Here is a 14,445-nt window from a genome sequence, read left to right as displayed (position 1 = left end):
TAAGGGGGATAAAGTATGGAAATTTTAACATGTATTAAGCAAGTTCCAGGAACTTCTGAAGTTGAAGTAGATGAAAAAACAGGTGTGCTTAAAAGAGATGGTGTAGATTCTAAAATGAATCCATATGATTTATACGCATTAGAGACAGCACTTAAAATAAAAGAAAAAAAAGGTGCGACTTTAAAAGTATTGACAATGGGACCACCACAAGCAAAACAAATTGTAGAAGAAAGTTTTATGATGGGAGTAGATGAGGGAGCTATACTTAGTGATAGAAAATTCGCAGGTGCTGATGTACTTGCAACTTCTTATACACTATCTCAAGGTATAAAAAAAGTAGGAAATCCAGATTTAATAATATGTGGAAAGCAAACTACTGATGGAGATACAGCTCAAGTTGGACCAGAAATAGCTGAATTTTTAAATATACCACATATTACAAATGTAACTAAAATAATAGAAATTAAAGATAAAAGTATAGTAGTTGAGTGTGATATGCCAAATACATTAGAAGAATGTGAAATAAATTATCCATGTTTAATAACTGTTGAAAAGGGCATATATGAACCGAGATTACCTTCTTTTAAATTAAAGCTAGATACTAAAAATAGAGAAATACCTATGTATAGTTTAAGTGACTTTGAAGATCAAGATGAAAACAATTATGGACTTAATGGTTCGCCAACCCAAGTATTAAGAATATTCCCTCCAACTTCTAATAATGAAAAAGAAGTTTTAAGAGGAAGTAGTGAAGAAATAAGTGAAAAGTTAGCAAATAAACTTAAGGAGTTAAAGTTAATATAAGGGGGGATTTATATGGCTAAAGTAGTAATAAATCAAGAGAAAATAGATAATATAGATGAAGTTTTAAAATTGTGTCCATTTAATGCCATAGAATTAATTGACCAAAAAATAGAAATAAATTCAGCTTGTAAAATGTGTAAGATTTGTGTTAAAAAGGGACCAAAAGGAGCTTTTGAATTTGTAGAAAATCTAAAAAAAGAGATAAACAAGGATGAATGGAAAGGAATAGCTGTATATGTAGACCACCATGAAGGAGATATACATCCTGTAACTTATGAACTTATAGGTAAGGCTCGTGAAATGGCTAAGAAAGTAAATCATCCAGTATATTGTGTATTTGTAGGTAAAGATATAAAAGATAAATGTGATAAATTAATATCTTATGGAGTAGATGAAGTATTTGTTTATGATAATCCAGAATTTGAACATTTTAGAATAGAGCCATACTCTAGAGCAGTTGAAGATTTTATAAATAATATAAAACCTACGATAATGTTAGTAGGGGGAACTACACTTGGAAGATCTTTAGCACCAAGACTTGCGGCTAGATTTAAAACAGGGCTTACGGCAGATTGTACAATACTTGATATTCAAGAAAATACAGATTTAGATCAAATAAGACCAGCATTTGGAGGAAATATAATGGCTCATATTCATACTCCAAATAATAGACCACAGTTTGCTACAGTAAGATATAAAATATTCTCAGAACCAGAAGAAGTTGAAAGTCCAAATGGAAAGATAACATTATGTAGTATTAGTAAGGAAAAATTAGTATCAAATATAAATGTATTAGATAGTAAACCTAAAACGAAAGAGGTAGGTCTTGAAGAAGCAGAAGTTATAGTAGTTGCAAGTAGGGCTATTAAAAAGCAAGATGATATGGATATGATATATAAATTAGCAGATAGACTAGGAGCACAAGTTGCAGGAACAAGACCATTAATAGAAGCTGGATGGATAGACCCAAGAAGACAAATAGGTCTTAGTGGAAGAACTGTAAAACCTAAACTTATAATTACGTGTGGGGTATCTGGGGCTGTTCAGTTTGTAGCAGGTATGCAAGGTTCTGATTACATAGTAGCAATAAATAAAGATGAAAAAGCACCGATATTTGATGTTGCTCATTTAGCATTAGTAGGTGATATATATGAGATTGTTCCTAAATTAATAGAAAAAATAGAACAAAAGCAATTAGAAGTGGCATTATCCGTAGAAGAATAGGGGGAATAGCTATGTATAAAAAAATAGATAATGATGATATTAGATTTTTAATAGATATTTGTGGAGAAGAAGAAGTCTTTGCAGGCGAAGATATAAGTGAAGATTTTTCACATGATGAATTAGGAGGAGTGGAAAAATATCCAGAAGTACTTGTTAATGTATATAATACAGAACAAGTATCTAAAATAATGAAATATGCCTATAAAAATAATATACCTGTAACACCAAGAGGACAAGGAACAGGGCTTGTTGGTGCTTCTGTAGCAATTCATGGTGGTATAATGATTAATTTAAGCAAAATGAATAAAATATTAGAATTAGATGAAGAAAATTTAACATTAACAGTAGAGCCAGGAGTGCTTTTGATGACTATAGGACAATATGTTCAAGAAAGAGATTTATTTTATCCGCCAGATCCAGGTGAAAAAAGTGCCACAATAGGTGGAAATATAAACACTAATGCAGGGGGAATGAGAGCTGTTAAATATGGAGTTACAAGAGACTATGTAAGAGGACTTGAAGTTGTACTTCCTAATGGTGATATTGTTAATATAGGAGGAAAAGTAGTAAAAAATAGTTCTGGATATAGTATAAAAGATTTGATTGTAGGTTCAGAAGGTACATTAGGAATAGTAACAAAGGCAATACTTAAACTTTTACCTCTTCCTAAAAAAGATATAAGTTTATTAATTCCTTTTAAGGATTTACCAACAGCAATAGAAACTGTACCTAAAATAATAAAATCAAAGTCAATACCAACAGCGATAGAATTTATGGAAAGAGATGTAATACTTGCAGCAGAAGAATTTTTAGGAAAGTCTTTCCCTGATAATACTTCAGATGCGTATCTACTATTAAAATTTGATGGAAATAGTAAAGAAGATATAGAAAAAGAATATGAAAAAGTTGCCCACTTATGCTTAAAAAATGGGGCATATGATGTATTTATATCTGATACACAGGAAAGAAATGAATCTATATGGTCAGCAAGAGGAGCATTTTTAGAAGCTATAAAAGCATCTACAACAGAAATGGACGAATGTGATGTTGTAGTACCTAGAGATAAAGTTGCTGATTTTATAAGATATACTCATGATTTACAAAAAGAATTAAATGTAAGAATAAAGAGTTTTGGGCATGCAGGAGACGGTAATCTTCATGTTTATACATTAAGAGATGGTATGGATGATGAAACTTGGAAGTTAAAATTAAAAGAAAGCTTTGATTGTATGTATGAAAAATCAAGAGAACTTAGAGGGCAAGTCTCAGGAGAACATGGAATAGGCTATGCTAAAAAAGAATATTTACATGAATCTCAAAGTGAGTCTTATATGGATCTTATAAAAAGTATAAAAACTGCTTTTGATCATAAAAATATATTAAATCCAAGTAAAATATACTAATTTAAACTAAATAAAAAAGCGCAGAATAAACTGTGCTTTTTTATTTGTAAATAGATTTTAATTTTTATTATTTTTAATGTAAATAGGAGATATATAATAATCCATAGGACCCTTTAATAAATCAGGATTGTTTTTATAGTAAATTAAATTATATATGTTACTCGATCTTATATCATAATCAAGCAAAGTCTTAAATAATTTATCATTCATAGAAAATGACGCTTTAGATAATTTATTTACTATATTTACTTCAGAAGTTTTCTTAATAGCTTTTAATATTTCCCGACCTCTATCGTTAAAAGCTAGAACTCTTATATAAGGAACGGCATTTATATCTTTAACGTAACTTATATCTTCTTTAGTTATTCCAAGTAGTATATTATTAAGAGTTCTTTTTATTTTAGTTAATGTATATCTTTTGCTTTTTATAGATAAGTGAAGTTCATCAAGAGAATTAGACCTAAATATATTTTGGTATATTTTATTTTCTATTCCTTCGTTAACTTCAAAATATTTATCTAATATACTAATATCTCTAGCTACAATAGATTTTATAATATCAAAGTAAGCTTCATCAAACATAGGTAAAAAATTATTATTAATTTTTTCATTAAGTATATTATAAGTTTGGCTAGGAACTACATTACTTATAAGTGATAAATCATTGTAATCTTTTAAAGATTTTCTTATGGCAGTAGCAGAACAAATACTACTAGTTATATTTTCAGAGTTGTATGAAGCTTGTACTCTAGAAATCGTAAAAGGTTTTATATTACTATTTAATTTTAGTAGACATTTTATGTATTCTAGACCTAAAATGTTATTAGAGGAATTTAATACATTTAAAAGTTTATCTTTTGATATATCTATCAAATTATGTTTAGATATATAGTCAAATAAAGACATGCTACGTGCACTAGGATAAAGCATACCTTCATCTAAGTATTTCTTTAGATTTACTTTAAATTCATTTGGCTCATCAACTAGTATTTTAGCTATAGTATACAAAACATCAATACTTCCTTCTTCGCTACCAAAACAAATTGAATCTATACAATTTAATGAATTTAAAGTTGTTATTGCACCGTGGGCAAATATTTCAGCAGACTGACAAGCATATAAAGTAGGAAGTTCAAGAACTAAATCTACACCGTTTTCAACTGCGATAGAAGCTCTAGTATATTTATCAAATAAGGCTGGTTCACCTCTTTGTAAAAAATTTCCGCTCATAATAGCGACTGTGTGAGTAGCTTTTGTTAGCTGTCTAGATTTATTTAAATGGTGTAAATGTCCATTGTGAAATGGATTGTACTCAACTATTACTCCAAGTATATTCATAATGATTCTCCTTGTGTTAATATTATAATAGAGTAATTACAATATATGTAGAAATCTAACTATATTGTAAAAAATAATTTAAATAATATATTATAATATTATAACAAATAGAGAAAAATAATCTATGTTAAGCAAAAATATTTAAATGAAGTAAATATATAAATATAAAATATATTAAATAAAGTCAATATACTATTTATATATAATAAAACTTATGCTTTTAATTTATGAACCAAATTTAATAAATTTTCAAATAAATAGATAATGTACTGTACTTTTATAATAAAAAGTGATATATTAATTAGTGTTAAAGAATGTTTACTGTATACAAAAAGTAAATTGTAAATGTTAGCCTAAAAGGCTTTTTACATATTATTCATAAAATTTTAAGGAGGTATACTAATGAAAGTATTAGTATTAAACTGTGGTAGTTCTTCATTAAAATATCAATTAATAGATATGTCAAATGAAGAAGTTTTATGTATAGGATTAGTTGAAAGAATAGGTATAGAAGGTTCTATACTTAAGCAAGAAAAAGATGGTGTTGAAGGTAAATTAATAATAGAACAACCAATGAAAAACCATCAAGATGCTATAAAGTTAGTATTAGACGGTGTTGTTGATGCTAAATTCGGTGGAGTTAAAGAAATAAGCGAAGTTGAAGCTGTAGGACACAGAGTAGTTCACGGTGGAGAAAAGTTCGCTGGTTCAGTTAAGATAACTGACGAAGTTATGGTTGCATTAGAAGAGTGTGTAGAATTAGCACCACTTCACAACCCAGCTAACATAATGGGTATAAAAGCTTGTGAAGAAATACTTCCAGGTGTACCAATGGTAGGAGTATTTGATACTGCTTTCCACCAAACTATGCCTAAAAAATCTTACTTATACGGATTACCTCATGAATTATACACTAAGTACGGTGTAAGAAGATACGGATTCCACGGAACTTCTCACAAGTATGTATCTCAAAGAGCTGCTGCAATGCTTGGAAAGAACATAGAAGACGTTAAGATAATAACTTGTCACTTAGGAAATGGAGCTTCTATAGCTGCTGTTGATGGTGGTAAGTGTGTTGATACATCTATGGGATTCACTCCACTTGAAGGATTAATAATGGGAACTAGATGTGGAGATATAGATGCTGCTATATTACCATTCTTAATGGAAAAAGAAGGATTAGATGCTAAAGGATTATCTGATTTAATGAACAAAAAGTCAGGTGTATACGGAATGACTGGTATATCTAGTGACTTTAGAGATATAGAAGGAGCTGCTTCAAACGGTGATGAAAAAGCTCAAGTTGCTTTAGATGCATACGTTCAAAGAGTTCAAAAATACATAGGAGCTTATGCTGCAGAAATGAACGGAGTTGACGCTGTTGTATTTACTGCTGGTGTTGGTGAAAATGGTATAGAAATAAGAGAATCAATAGCTTCTAACATGGAATTCTTAGGAATGAACTTAGATAAAGAAGCTAACAAAGTTAGAGGAAAAGAAAGAGTAATATCTACAGAAGACTCTAGAGTTAAGATATTATTAATACCAACTAACGAAGAGTTAATGATAGCAAGAGATACTGTTGCATTAGTAAAATAATTGTAATAGGTTATAATATATTTAAGGTAGGTTAAAGCCTACCTTAAACTATGTCTTACAACATTTTCAAAATATCTATCAAGTAAAAATACTTGACAAACATCTACTAAATTTGTATAATAAATTGGTAGTGGATTGAGGTGAATACAATGCAAATCAGTCTAGATAAATTAATAAGAAGAGAAACTGACAAATTAGACTTGAATTTTTCTCAAAAAGTTGATACTATTAGTTATTGTGATAACAACTATAAGTTAGTTTCACCAATAAATTTAAATGGTAAAATATCATCTACTAAAAATGGATTATACCTAGATGTAGATGTAGATTTTACAATTCTTGACCAATGTTCAAGATGCTTAGAAGATGTCGAAGTACCAATAGAATACTCTATAAATGGTTTTTTAGTAAAAGAAGACTATGATGAAGATAGTTTTGAAGATGATGATGCATTCATCTATGATGGACAAGTTGTAGATATTATAGAACTTATACAACAAACATTAGACTTTAAAATACCACCAAGAGTTCTTTGTGATGAAGATTGTATGGGACTTTGTCAAGGATGCGGAGCAAATCTTAATAAAGAAAATTGTTCTTGCACTGAAACTGCGAACGACGAGGAGAATATTGATCCCCGTTTTGCTAAATTAAAAGATATATTTAAAAACGACTAAGGAGGTGGCGTAAATGGCAGTACCAAAGCGTAAAACATCTAAATCAAAAACTAAAATGAGAAGAGCAGCTAACTCTAAAATGGTAGCAACTGGATTTGTAAGTTGCCCACAATGTCATGAGCCAAAATTACCACATAGAGTATGTCCAGACTGTGGATATTATAAAGGTAAAGAAGTTGTATCTGAATAATAACTTCTAAAAACATGTAGATTACTCTACATGTTTTTTTTGTTTAAACAAAAAATAATAAAAAAGTATTGATAATTTTATTGTGATACTATATACTACTATTAGTAGCTGGTACTAATTACAGCTATAAAAACTTGGAGGTAATATGAAAAAGAAAAGTAAAGCCCAAAGACAAAAGGAATTAATAGAAATGTTACAGGCTGACCCTTTTTATACAGACGAAGAGTTAGCTAGCCTATTTGAAGTTAGTATTCAAACTATAAGGCTAGATAGAATGAGTCTGAATATACCTGAACTTAGGGAGAGAGTAAAAAATATTGCAGAAGCAGAAAGTTCAAAGGTAAAAACTCTTGGAATTAAGGAAATTACAGGAGAAATAATTGATTTATCAGTAGGGAAATTAGGAATATCTATGCTAGAAATTACAGAAGATATGCTCTATTCTAAAACTAATACTTTAAAGGATACATATATATTTTCTATGGCAGACTCATTAGCAATGGCTATAGTAGATGCACCAAAAGTAATAATGAGGTTTGCAAATGTTAAATGTTTGAAATTAATAGAACAAAAGGATAGACTTATAGCAAAGGCTGAAATCTACAAAAATGTAGGTACAAAGCATTATGTCAAAGTTGTCATTAATAATAAAGCACAAGAACAAATATTTAGAGGAAAATTTATATTTGAAGAATTAGATTAGGAGGAGAATGTATGAGAATAGTAATTGATGGTATGGGTGGAGATAATGCACCACAATCTAATGTAGAAGGTGCAGTTAATGCAATAAAAGAATATGGAATAAATATAGTAATAACTGGAGATAAAGAGATATTAGAAAAAGAATTTTCAAAATATGATTTTGATAAAGAAAAACTTGAAATAATTCATACAACAGAAATTATAGAAAATGAAGATAAGCCAGTAAAAGCGATAAGATCTAAAAAAGATTCATCAATGGTTGTTGCGCTTAGACTTGTAAAAGAAGGATATGCAGATGCAGTTATATCAGCGGGAAATACGGGAGCATTACTTGCTGGGGGATTATTTGTAGTAGGTAGAATTAAAGGTATAGATAGACCTTGTTTATGTCCAGCTATACCAAATGCTAAAAAAGGAATGACTCTTATAGCTGATGGTGGAGCTAATGCAGATTGCAAACCAAGAAACTTAGTAGAGTTTGCAGCTATGAGTAATATATATGCTAAAAAAGTTTTAGGTCTTTCTAATCCTAGGGTAGCCTTAGCTAATGTAGGAATAGAAGAAGGAAAAGGAAATGACTTAGTAAAAAAAGCTTATGAAGAATTAAAAAATATAGACTTAAACTTTATAGGAAATGTAGAAGCAAGAGATGTAATAAATGATTATACAGATATAATTGTTTGTGATGGATTTACAGGTAACATACTTCTAAAATCAGCAGAAGGTGTTGCAATATCTGTAATGGGACTTTTAAAAGAAACATTCTTATCAAGTACAAAAGGTAAATTAGGAGCAATGCTTTTAAAAGATGACCTAAGAAAATTAAAATCATTTATGGATTATGCTGAATATGGAGGAGCACCTTTATTAGGAGTTAATGGAGGAGTTATAAAAGCACACGGTAGTTCAGATTCAAGAGCTATAAAAAATGCCATAAATCAAGGAATAAAATTTGCTAAAGGAAACGTGCTACAAGATATAAAAGATTTTGTAGTAGTTAATAAAGAAAGCGAAGAATAAAATAAACTCGTATGGAGGGTTAATTTATATATGAACAAAAAAGCTGGTATATTGGGCGTAGGAAGTTATCTACCCAAAAAGGTACTAAATAATTCTTACTTTGAAAAAATATTAGATACAAGTGATGAATGGATAAAAACTAGAACAGGAATAAGTGAAAGAAAAATAGCTGATGAAAATGAATCAACATCAGATTTATCTGTAAAGGCAGCGCTTAAAGCTATGGAATGTGCAAATTTACAAGCAAGTGAAATTGATCTTATAATAGTAGCAACTGCTACACCAGATATGGCGTTTCCATCAACTGCATGCTTAGTACAAGAAAAAATAGGTGCAGTTAATGCTTGTGCTTTTGATATATCAGCTGCATGTTCAGGTTTTGTATATGGATTAACTATCGCTAAACAATTTATAGAAACTAACTGTTATAGAAACATCTTGGTAATAGGAGCAGAAGTACTTTCAAGGGTTTTAGATTATACTGATAGAGGTACTTCTATCCTATTTGGAGATGGAGCAGGAGCAGTTATTATAGGTAAAGTAAATGATGGTGGAATACTATCTACTTACCTTGGTGCAGATGGAAGAGGTAAAGACTTCCTAAATATACCAGCTGGAGGATCTAGGCTTCCAGCTAGTAAAAGTACTGTAGAGGATAATCTTCACACTATAAAAATGGCAGGAAATGACGTATACAAATTTGCAGTTAGAATAATGGGAGATGCATCCATAAAGGCTATAGAAATGGCAGGTTTGGACACTAATGATATAGATTATCTTATACCACATCAAGCAAATATAAGAATAATAGAGGCATCGGCAAAAAGACTTAAGTTAAGTATGGATAAAGTTTATGTAAATTTACACAAATGCGGAAATATGTCTGCAGCATCAATCCCCGTTGCTATGGATGAAGCATACAGAAGCTCTAAAATCAAAAAGGGTGATAATATAGTCTTAGTTGGTTTTGGAGGAGGACTTACTTGGGGAGCTTCAGTTATTAAGTGGAGTATATAAGGAGGAAATGATGAATAAAATTTGTGAATTATTAAATATACAATATCCTATAATACAAGGCGGAATGGCATGGGTTGCTAATGCTAATTTAGCAAGTGCTGTTTCAAATGCAGGTGGATTAGGAATTATTGCAGGTGGTAATGCACCAAAGGAAATAATAAAAGAAGAAATAAGAAAATGCAAGGAGTTTACAGATAAGCCATTTGGTGTAAATGTAATGCTATTATCTCCATTTGCAGATGAAATAATAGATTTGGTAATAGAAGAAAATATACCTGTGATAACAACAGGAGCAGGTAACCCAGCAAAGTATATGGAAAAGCTCAAAAAAGCAAATGTAAAAGTTATACCAGTAGTTCCAACGATAGCATTAGCTCAAAGAATGGAAAAACTAGGGGCAGATGCAGTTATAGTTGAAGGAACAGAAGCTGGAGGGCACATAGGAGAATTAACTACTATGGTATTAACGCCGCAAGTTGCAGATGCAGTTAATATACCTGTTATAGCAGCAGGTGGTATAGCAGATGGAAGAGGCGTTGTTGCAGCACTTGCTTTAGGTGCTAAAGGAGTTCAAATAGGAACTAGATTTATATGTAGTGAAGAGTGTAGTGTTCATGAAAATTATAAGAATATGATTATAAAATCTAAGGATAGAGATGCTATAGTAACAGGAAGAAGTACAGGTCATCCTGTTAGGACTCTTAAAAATAAATTATCAAAAGAAGTCCTTAGTATGGAAAAAGAGGGAATAAATCCAGAAGAAATAGATAAAAAATGTGTAGGCTCTTTAAGAATGGCTACTATAGATGGGGACATTGAAAATGGATCGTTTATGGCTGGTCAAATAGCATCTATAGTAAAAGATATTAAGCCTTGTAAAAAAATTATAGGTGACATAGTCAACCAAGTTAAAGAGATAATGCCAAACATAGATTTATAAAGCAGGAGGTGGCTTATGGGTAAAATAGCATTAGTATTTCCAGGACAAGGAAGTCAGTATGTAGGTATGGCAAAAGATATATATGAGAATGACAATATAGCTAAAGAAGTTATAGATAAAGCTTGTGAAGCTTTAGACATGGATTTAAAACGTATAATGTTTGAAGGTGATGGTGAAACATTAGCTAAAACAGAAAATACTCAGCCAGCAATAGTTACTCATAGTATAGCTCTTTTAAAGTCATTAAATGAAAAAATAGACTTAAAATATGATGCATGTTTAGGATTATCATTAGGAGAGTATAGTGCATTAGTAGCTACAGATGCTATTGATTTTGATGATGCTGTTTCTTTAGTTAAAAAAAGAGGATCATTTATGCAAGAAGCTGTCCCAGTAGGCAAAGGAGCTATGGCTGCAATACTAGGGTTAGATAGAAATAAGCTAAAAAGCATAATAGATAATATAGATGATGGAGTTGTTGAAGTAGCAAACTATAATTCTCCAGGTCAAATAGTTATATCAGGAGAAAATAATAAGATAGATGAAGCTATAAGATTACTAAAAGAAAATGGAGCCAAAAGAGCTGTTAAGTTAAATGTTAGTGGTCCATTTCATTCATCAATGCTAAAAGAAGCAGGAATAAAATTATCTAAAGAGCTAAATAAAGTAAACATAAGAAAACCTAAGGTAAGTGTAGTATCAAATGTTAATGCAAAATACTATGAAGATGAAGGAAAGGATTTACTTATATCACAAGTTAGTTCTTCTGTACTTTGGGAAGATTCAATAGAAAAATTAATAAATGAAGGTTATGACACATTTATAGAAATAGGCCCAGGAAAAACCTTAAAAGGATTTATAAAGAAGATATCTTCAAATATAGATAAAAATGTAAATATTTATAATATAGAGAATATGGATTCTTTAGAAGAATTTGTAGAGATCTATAAGAATGGAGAGATAGTATGTTAAATCTGAAAAATAAAATAGCAGTAATAACAGGTGGGTCTAGAGGTATAGGAAAAGAGATTGCTAAAAAGCTTGCATATAATGGAGCTAATATAGTTATAAACTATACATCAAAAGAAGAAGAAGCATTAAAAACAAAAGAAGAGATAGAAAATTTAGGTGTAAAATGTATAGTTATAAAATGTGATGTATCAAAGTCTGAAGAAGTTAATGAAATGATAAATAAAACTATAAAAGAATTTGGTAGAGTTGATATACTAGTAAACAATGCAGGCATAACTAAAGATAACTTACTTATGAAAATGAAGGAAGAAGATTTTGACAAGGTAATAGATATAAATTTAAAAGGTGTATTTAATTGTACTAAGGCAGTTACTAGACCTATGATGAAAAATAAATATGGAAAAATAATAAATATATCATCTGTAGTAGGTGTAATAGGAAATGTAGGTCAAGCGAATTACTGTGCATCTAAGGCAGGAGTTATAGGATTTACAAAATCAACAGCAAGAGAACTTGCATCAAGAAATATAAATATAAATGCAGTAGCACCAGGATTTATAGATACTGATATGACAAAAGTATTAAGTGATGATATAAAAAATAGCATGTTAAGCACTATACCTAAAAAAGAATTTGGGAAACCAGAAGATGTAGCTAATGCAGTAGTATTTTTGGCAAGTGATATGTCTAGTTATATAACTGGTCAGGTTATAAACGTAGACGGTGGAATGGTAATGCAATAATAAAAACTTATAAATTTTGTTAATAAATTAAAAACTTTGTTATAAATCATTTGAAAATAGATTTAAATTAGTAGATAAGAAGTTATATGGTTAGTGATATTAGCAAAGTAAACTTTATGTATGTATAGTTGCAAAATAAAAAGATTGAAAATTTTGAAAAGTAAAAATTAGGAGGAAATAAAAATGTTTGAAAAAGTTGTAGAAATAATAAGAGAGCAATTAAGCGTAGAAGATAAGGAAATAACAATGGAGACTTCATTAATGAAGGACTTAGAAGCTGACTCATTAGATGCAGTAGAAATAATAATGGCTTTAGAAGATGAATTTGGAGTGGAAATACCAGATACAGAAGCAGAAAACTTCAAATCTATAGGAGACATAGTTAAATTTATAGAAGCTAATAAATAGTGGAGGTATTTCTCTATGAAAAAGAGAGTTGTAATAACTGGTTTAGGATGTGTTACACCTATTGGAAATAATAAAGAAGACTTTTGGAAAAATATAAAAGCTGGTGTTTGCGGAATTGATACTGTAACTAGATTTGATGCTAGTACTTTCCAAACTCAAATAGCAGGAGAAGTAAAAGATTTTAATCCAGAGGAATATATAAATAAAAAAGAAATAAAAAGATTAGATAAATTTACTCAATATGCTATAGCTGCATCAAAAATGGCAGTAGAAGATGCAAAACTAAACTTAGATTCTATAAATAAAGATCGTATGGGTGTAATAATAGGAACAGGAATAGGTGGAGTTGAAACTATAGAACAACAACATAAAACTCTTTTAGAAAAAGGAAATAAAAGAGTAAGTCCATTTTTAGTTCCTATGATGATAGGAAATATGGCATCAGGTCAAGTATCTATATTTTTAGGTGCTAAGGGACCAAATACAAATGTATGTACAGCTTGTGCATCAGGAACACATTCAATAGGAGATGCTTTTAAGATAGTACAAAGAGGCGATGCAGATATTATGGTGGCAGGAGGAAGTGAAGCTCCTATAACTCCGCTTGCATTTGCAGGATTTTGTAATATGAAGGCTATGTCGACTAGAAATGATGATCCAAAAGCTGCATCAAGACCATTTGATAAAGATAGAGATGGATTTATAATGGGAGAAGGTTCAGGAGTTTTAATACTAGAAGAATTAGAACATGCTTTAAAAAGAAATGCTAATATATATGCTGAAATTGTAGGATATGGATTAACAGCAGATGCGTACCATATGACGACACCGGCTGAAAACGGTGAAGGAGCAGCTCGTTCTATGGAAATGGCTCTAAAGGACGGAGATGTTCCTATAGAAGAAGTTGACTATATAAATGCACATGGAACATCTACTTACTACAATGACAAGCTTGAAACGCAAGCTATAAAAACAGTATTTAGAGAAAATGCATATGACTTATGCGTGTCATCAACAAAATCTATGACAGGACATTTATTAGGAGCAGCAGGTGGGATAGAAGCTATAGTTTGTGCTATGAGTATAAAAGATAACTTTATACCACCTACAGTAAATGTTCAAAATGTAGATGAAGAACTTGACCTAGATTATGTATTAGATAAAGGAAGAAATAAAGAAGTCAGATATGCATTATCAAATTCACTAGGGTTTGGTGGGCATAATGCATCTATAGTATTAAAGAAATATTAGTAAAATAGACTTTCTACAAACGTAGAAAGTCTATTTTTAATTATAAGGATTATTTACTTTACTTGTTTTTTTTGTAAGATATAAAAGTAAGTACTCAAAATCTTAATGTATCATAAATTAAATTAGTATAGAAAATATTTTGTATCTAAAGTTTTAT

General features: G+C 30.2%; 15 protein-coding genes. 14 read left to right on the top strand and 1 reads right to left on the bottom strand.

The genetic code is table 11. The features are described 5' to 3' along the window. Positions 1-15: 15 nt before the first annotated feature. The 3 genes from FRIFI_RS10950 to FRIFI_RS10940 are packed head-to-tail and all read left to right on the top strand — an operon-like array spanning position 16 to position 3,431. Complete coding sequence (locus tag FRIFI_RS10950; RefSeq protein WP_092924391.1) at positions 16-804, top strand: electron transfer flavoprotein subunit beta/FixA family protein; 789 nt, start codon at positions 16-18, stop codon at positions 802-804. Positions 805-816: 12 nt separating this feature from the next. Continuing rightward, on the top strand, positions 817-2,028 hold the full coding sequence (locus FRIFI_RS10945) for an electron transfer flavoprotein subunit alpha/FixB family protein (RefSeq protein ID WP_166505860.1): 1,212 nt from the start codon (positions 817-819) through the stop codon (positions 2,026-2,028). Positions 2,029-2,039: 11 nt separating this feature from the next. Further along, positions 2,040-3,431: an FAD-binding oxidoreductase gene (locus FRIFI_RS10940; RefSeq protein ID WP_092924396.1), complete on the top strand. Its 1,392-nt coding sequence runs from the start codon at positions 2,040-2,042 to the stop codon at positions 3,429-3,431. A gap of 57 nt (positions 3,432-3,488) precedes the next feature. On the opposite strand, the gene FRIFI_RS10935 is transcribed toward FRIFI_RS10940, so the two are convergent. Further along, positions 3,489-4,769 carry a nucleotidyltransferase gene (locus FRIFI_RS10935; RefSeq protein ID WP_092924398.1) on the bottom strand — a complete coding sequence of 427 codons (1,281 nt, stop codon included), beginning with the start codon at positions 4,767-4,769 and terminating at the stop codon, positions 3,489-3,491. A 402-nt stretch (positions 4,770-5,171) separates the two neighbouring features. Here FRIFI_RS10935 and FRIFI_RS10930 point away from each other — a divergent pair, with 402 nt between their 5' ends. The 11 genes from FRIFI_RS10930 (at position 5,172) to fabF (ending at position 14,288) form a co-directional block, all read left to right on the top strand. Then, positions 5,172-6,368 (top strand): acetate/propionate family kinase, encoded by a 1,197-nt coding sequence (locus tag FRIFI_RS10930; protein WP_092924400.1) that lies wholly within the window; start codon positions 5,172-5,174, stop codon positions 6,366-6,368. A 149-nt stretch (positions 6,369-6,517) separates the two neighbouring features. After that, positions 6,518-7,045, top strand: a complete 528-nt coding sequence (locus tag FRIFI_RS10925) for a YceD family protein (protein WP_092924402.1) — start codon at positions 6,518-6,520, stop codon at positions 7,043-7,045. 13 nt (positions 7,046-7,058) lie between these two features. Further along, positions 7,059-7,235 carry a 50S ribosomal protein L32 gene (gene rpmF / locus FRIFI_RS10920; RefSeq protein WP_071119670.1) on the top strand — a complete coding sequence of 59 codons (177 nt, stop codon included), beginning with the start codon at positions 7,059-7,061 and terminating at the stop codon, positions 7,233-7,235. A 145-nt stretch (positions 7,236-7,380) separates the two neighbouring features. Then, positions 7,381-7,938 carry a transcription factor FapR gene (gene fapR, locus FRIFI_RS10915; protein ID WP_092924404.1) on the top strand — a complete coding sequence of 186 codons (558 nt, stop codon included), beginning with the start codon at positions 7,381-7,383 and terminating at the stop codon, positions 7,936-7,938. A gap of 11 nt (positions 7,939-7,949) precedes the next feature. After that, positions 7,950-8,957 carry a phosphate acyltransferase PlsX gene (plsX, locus tag FRIFI_RS10910; protein WP_166505859.1) on the top strand — a complete coding sequence of 336 codons (1,008 nt, stop codon included), beginning with the start codon at positions 7,950-7,952 and terminating at the stop codon, positions 8,955-8,957. A 30-nt stretch (positions 8,958-8,987) separates the two neighbouring features. After that, the gene (locus FRIFI_RS10905) at positions 8,988-9,974 is read left to right on the top strand and encodes a beta-ketoacyl-ACP synthase III (RefSeq protein ID WP_166505858.1); all 987 of its coding nucleotides are present in this window, start codon (positions 8,988-8,990) and stop codon (positions 9,972-9,974) included. Between the two features lie 10 nt (positions 9,975-9,984). After that, positions 9,985-10,914, top strand: a complete 930-nt coding sequence (gene fabK / locus FRIFI_RS10900) for an enoyl-[acyl-carrier-protein] reductase FabK (protein ID WP_166505857.1) — start codon at positions 9,985-9,987, stop codon at positions 10,912-10,914. Between the two features lie 15 nt (positions 10,915-10,929). Beyond that, positions 10,930-11,886, top strand: coding sequence for an ACP S-malonyltransferase (gene fabD / locus FRIFI_RS10895; protein WP_166505856.1), 957 nt, complete (start codon positions 10,930-10,932; stop codon positions 11,884-11,886). Then, a complete protein-coding gene (gene fabG / locus FRIFI_RS10890) occupies positions 11,880-12,629 on the top strand; it encodes a 3-oxoacyl-[acyl-carrier-protein] reductase (protein WP_166505855.1) in 750 nt (249 codons plus the stop codon). The genes fabD and fabG overlap by 7 nt, the downstream gene beginning before the upstream one ends. 183 nt (positions 12,630-12,812) lie before the next feature. Further along, entirely contained in the window at positions 12,813-13,037 is a 225-nt protein-coding gene (acpP, locus tag FRIFI_RS10885) for an acyl carrier protein (protein ID WP_092924416.1), read from the top strand. 15 nt (positions 13,038-13,052) lie between these two features. After that, a complete protein-coding gene (fabF, locus tag FRIFI_RS10880) occupies positions 13,053-14,288 on the top strand; it encodes a beta-ketoacyl-ACP synthase II (protein ID WP_166505854.1) in 1,236 nt (411 codons plus the stop codon). Positions 14,289-14,445: the final 157 nt, after the last annotated feature.

Source organism: Romboutsia hominis (assembly GCF_900002575.1).
Classification (GTDB): Bacteria; Bacillota; Clostridia; order Peptostreptococcales; family Peptostreptococcaceae; genus Romboutsia_C; species Romboutsia_C hominis.
This window is presented reverse-complemented; position numbering and strand designations above follow the sequence as displayed.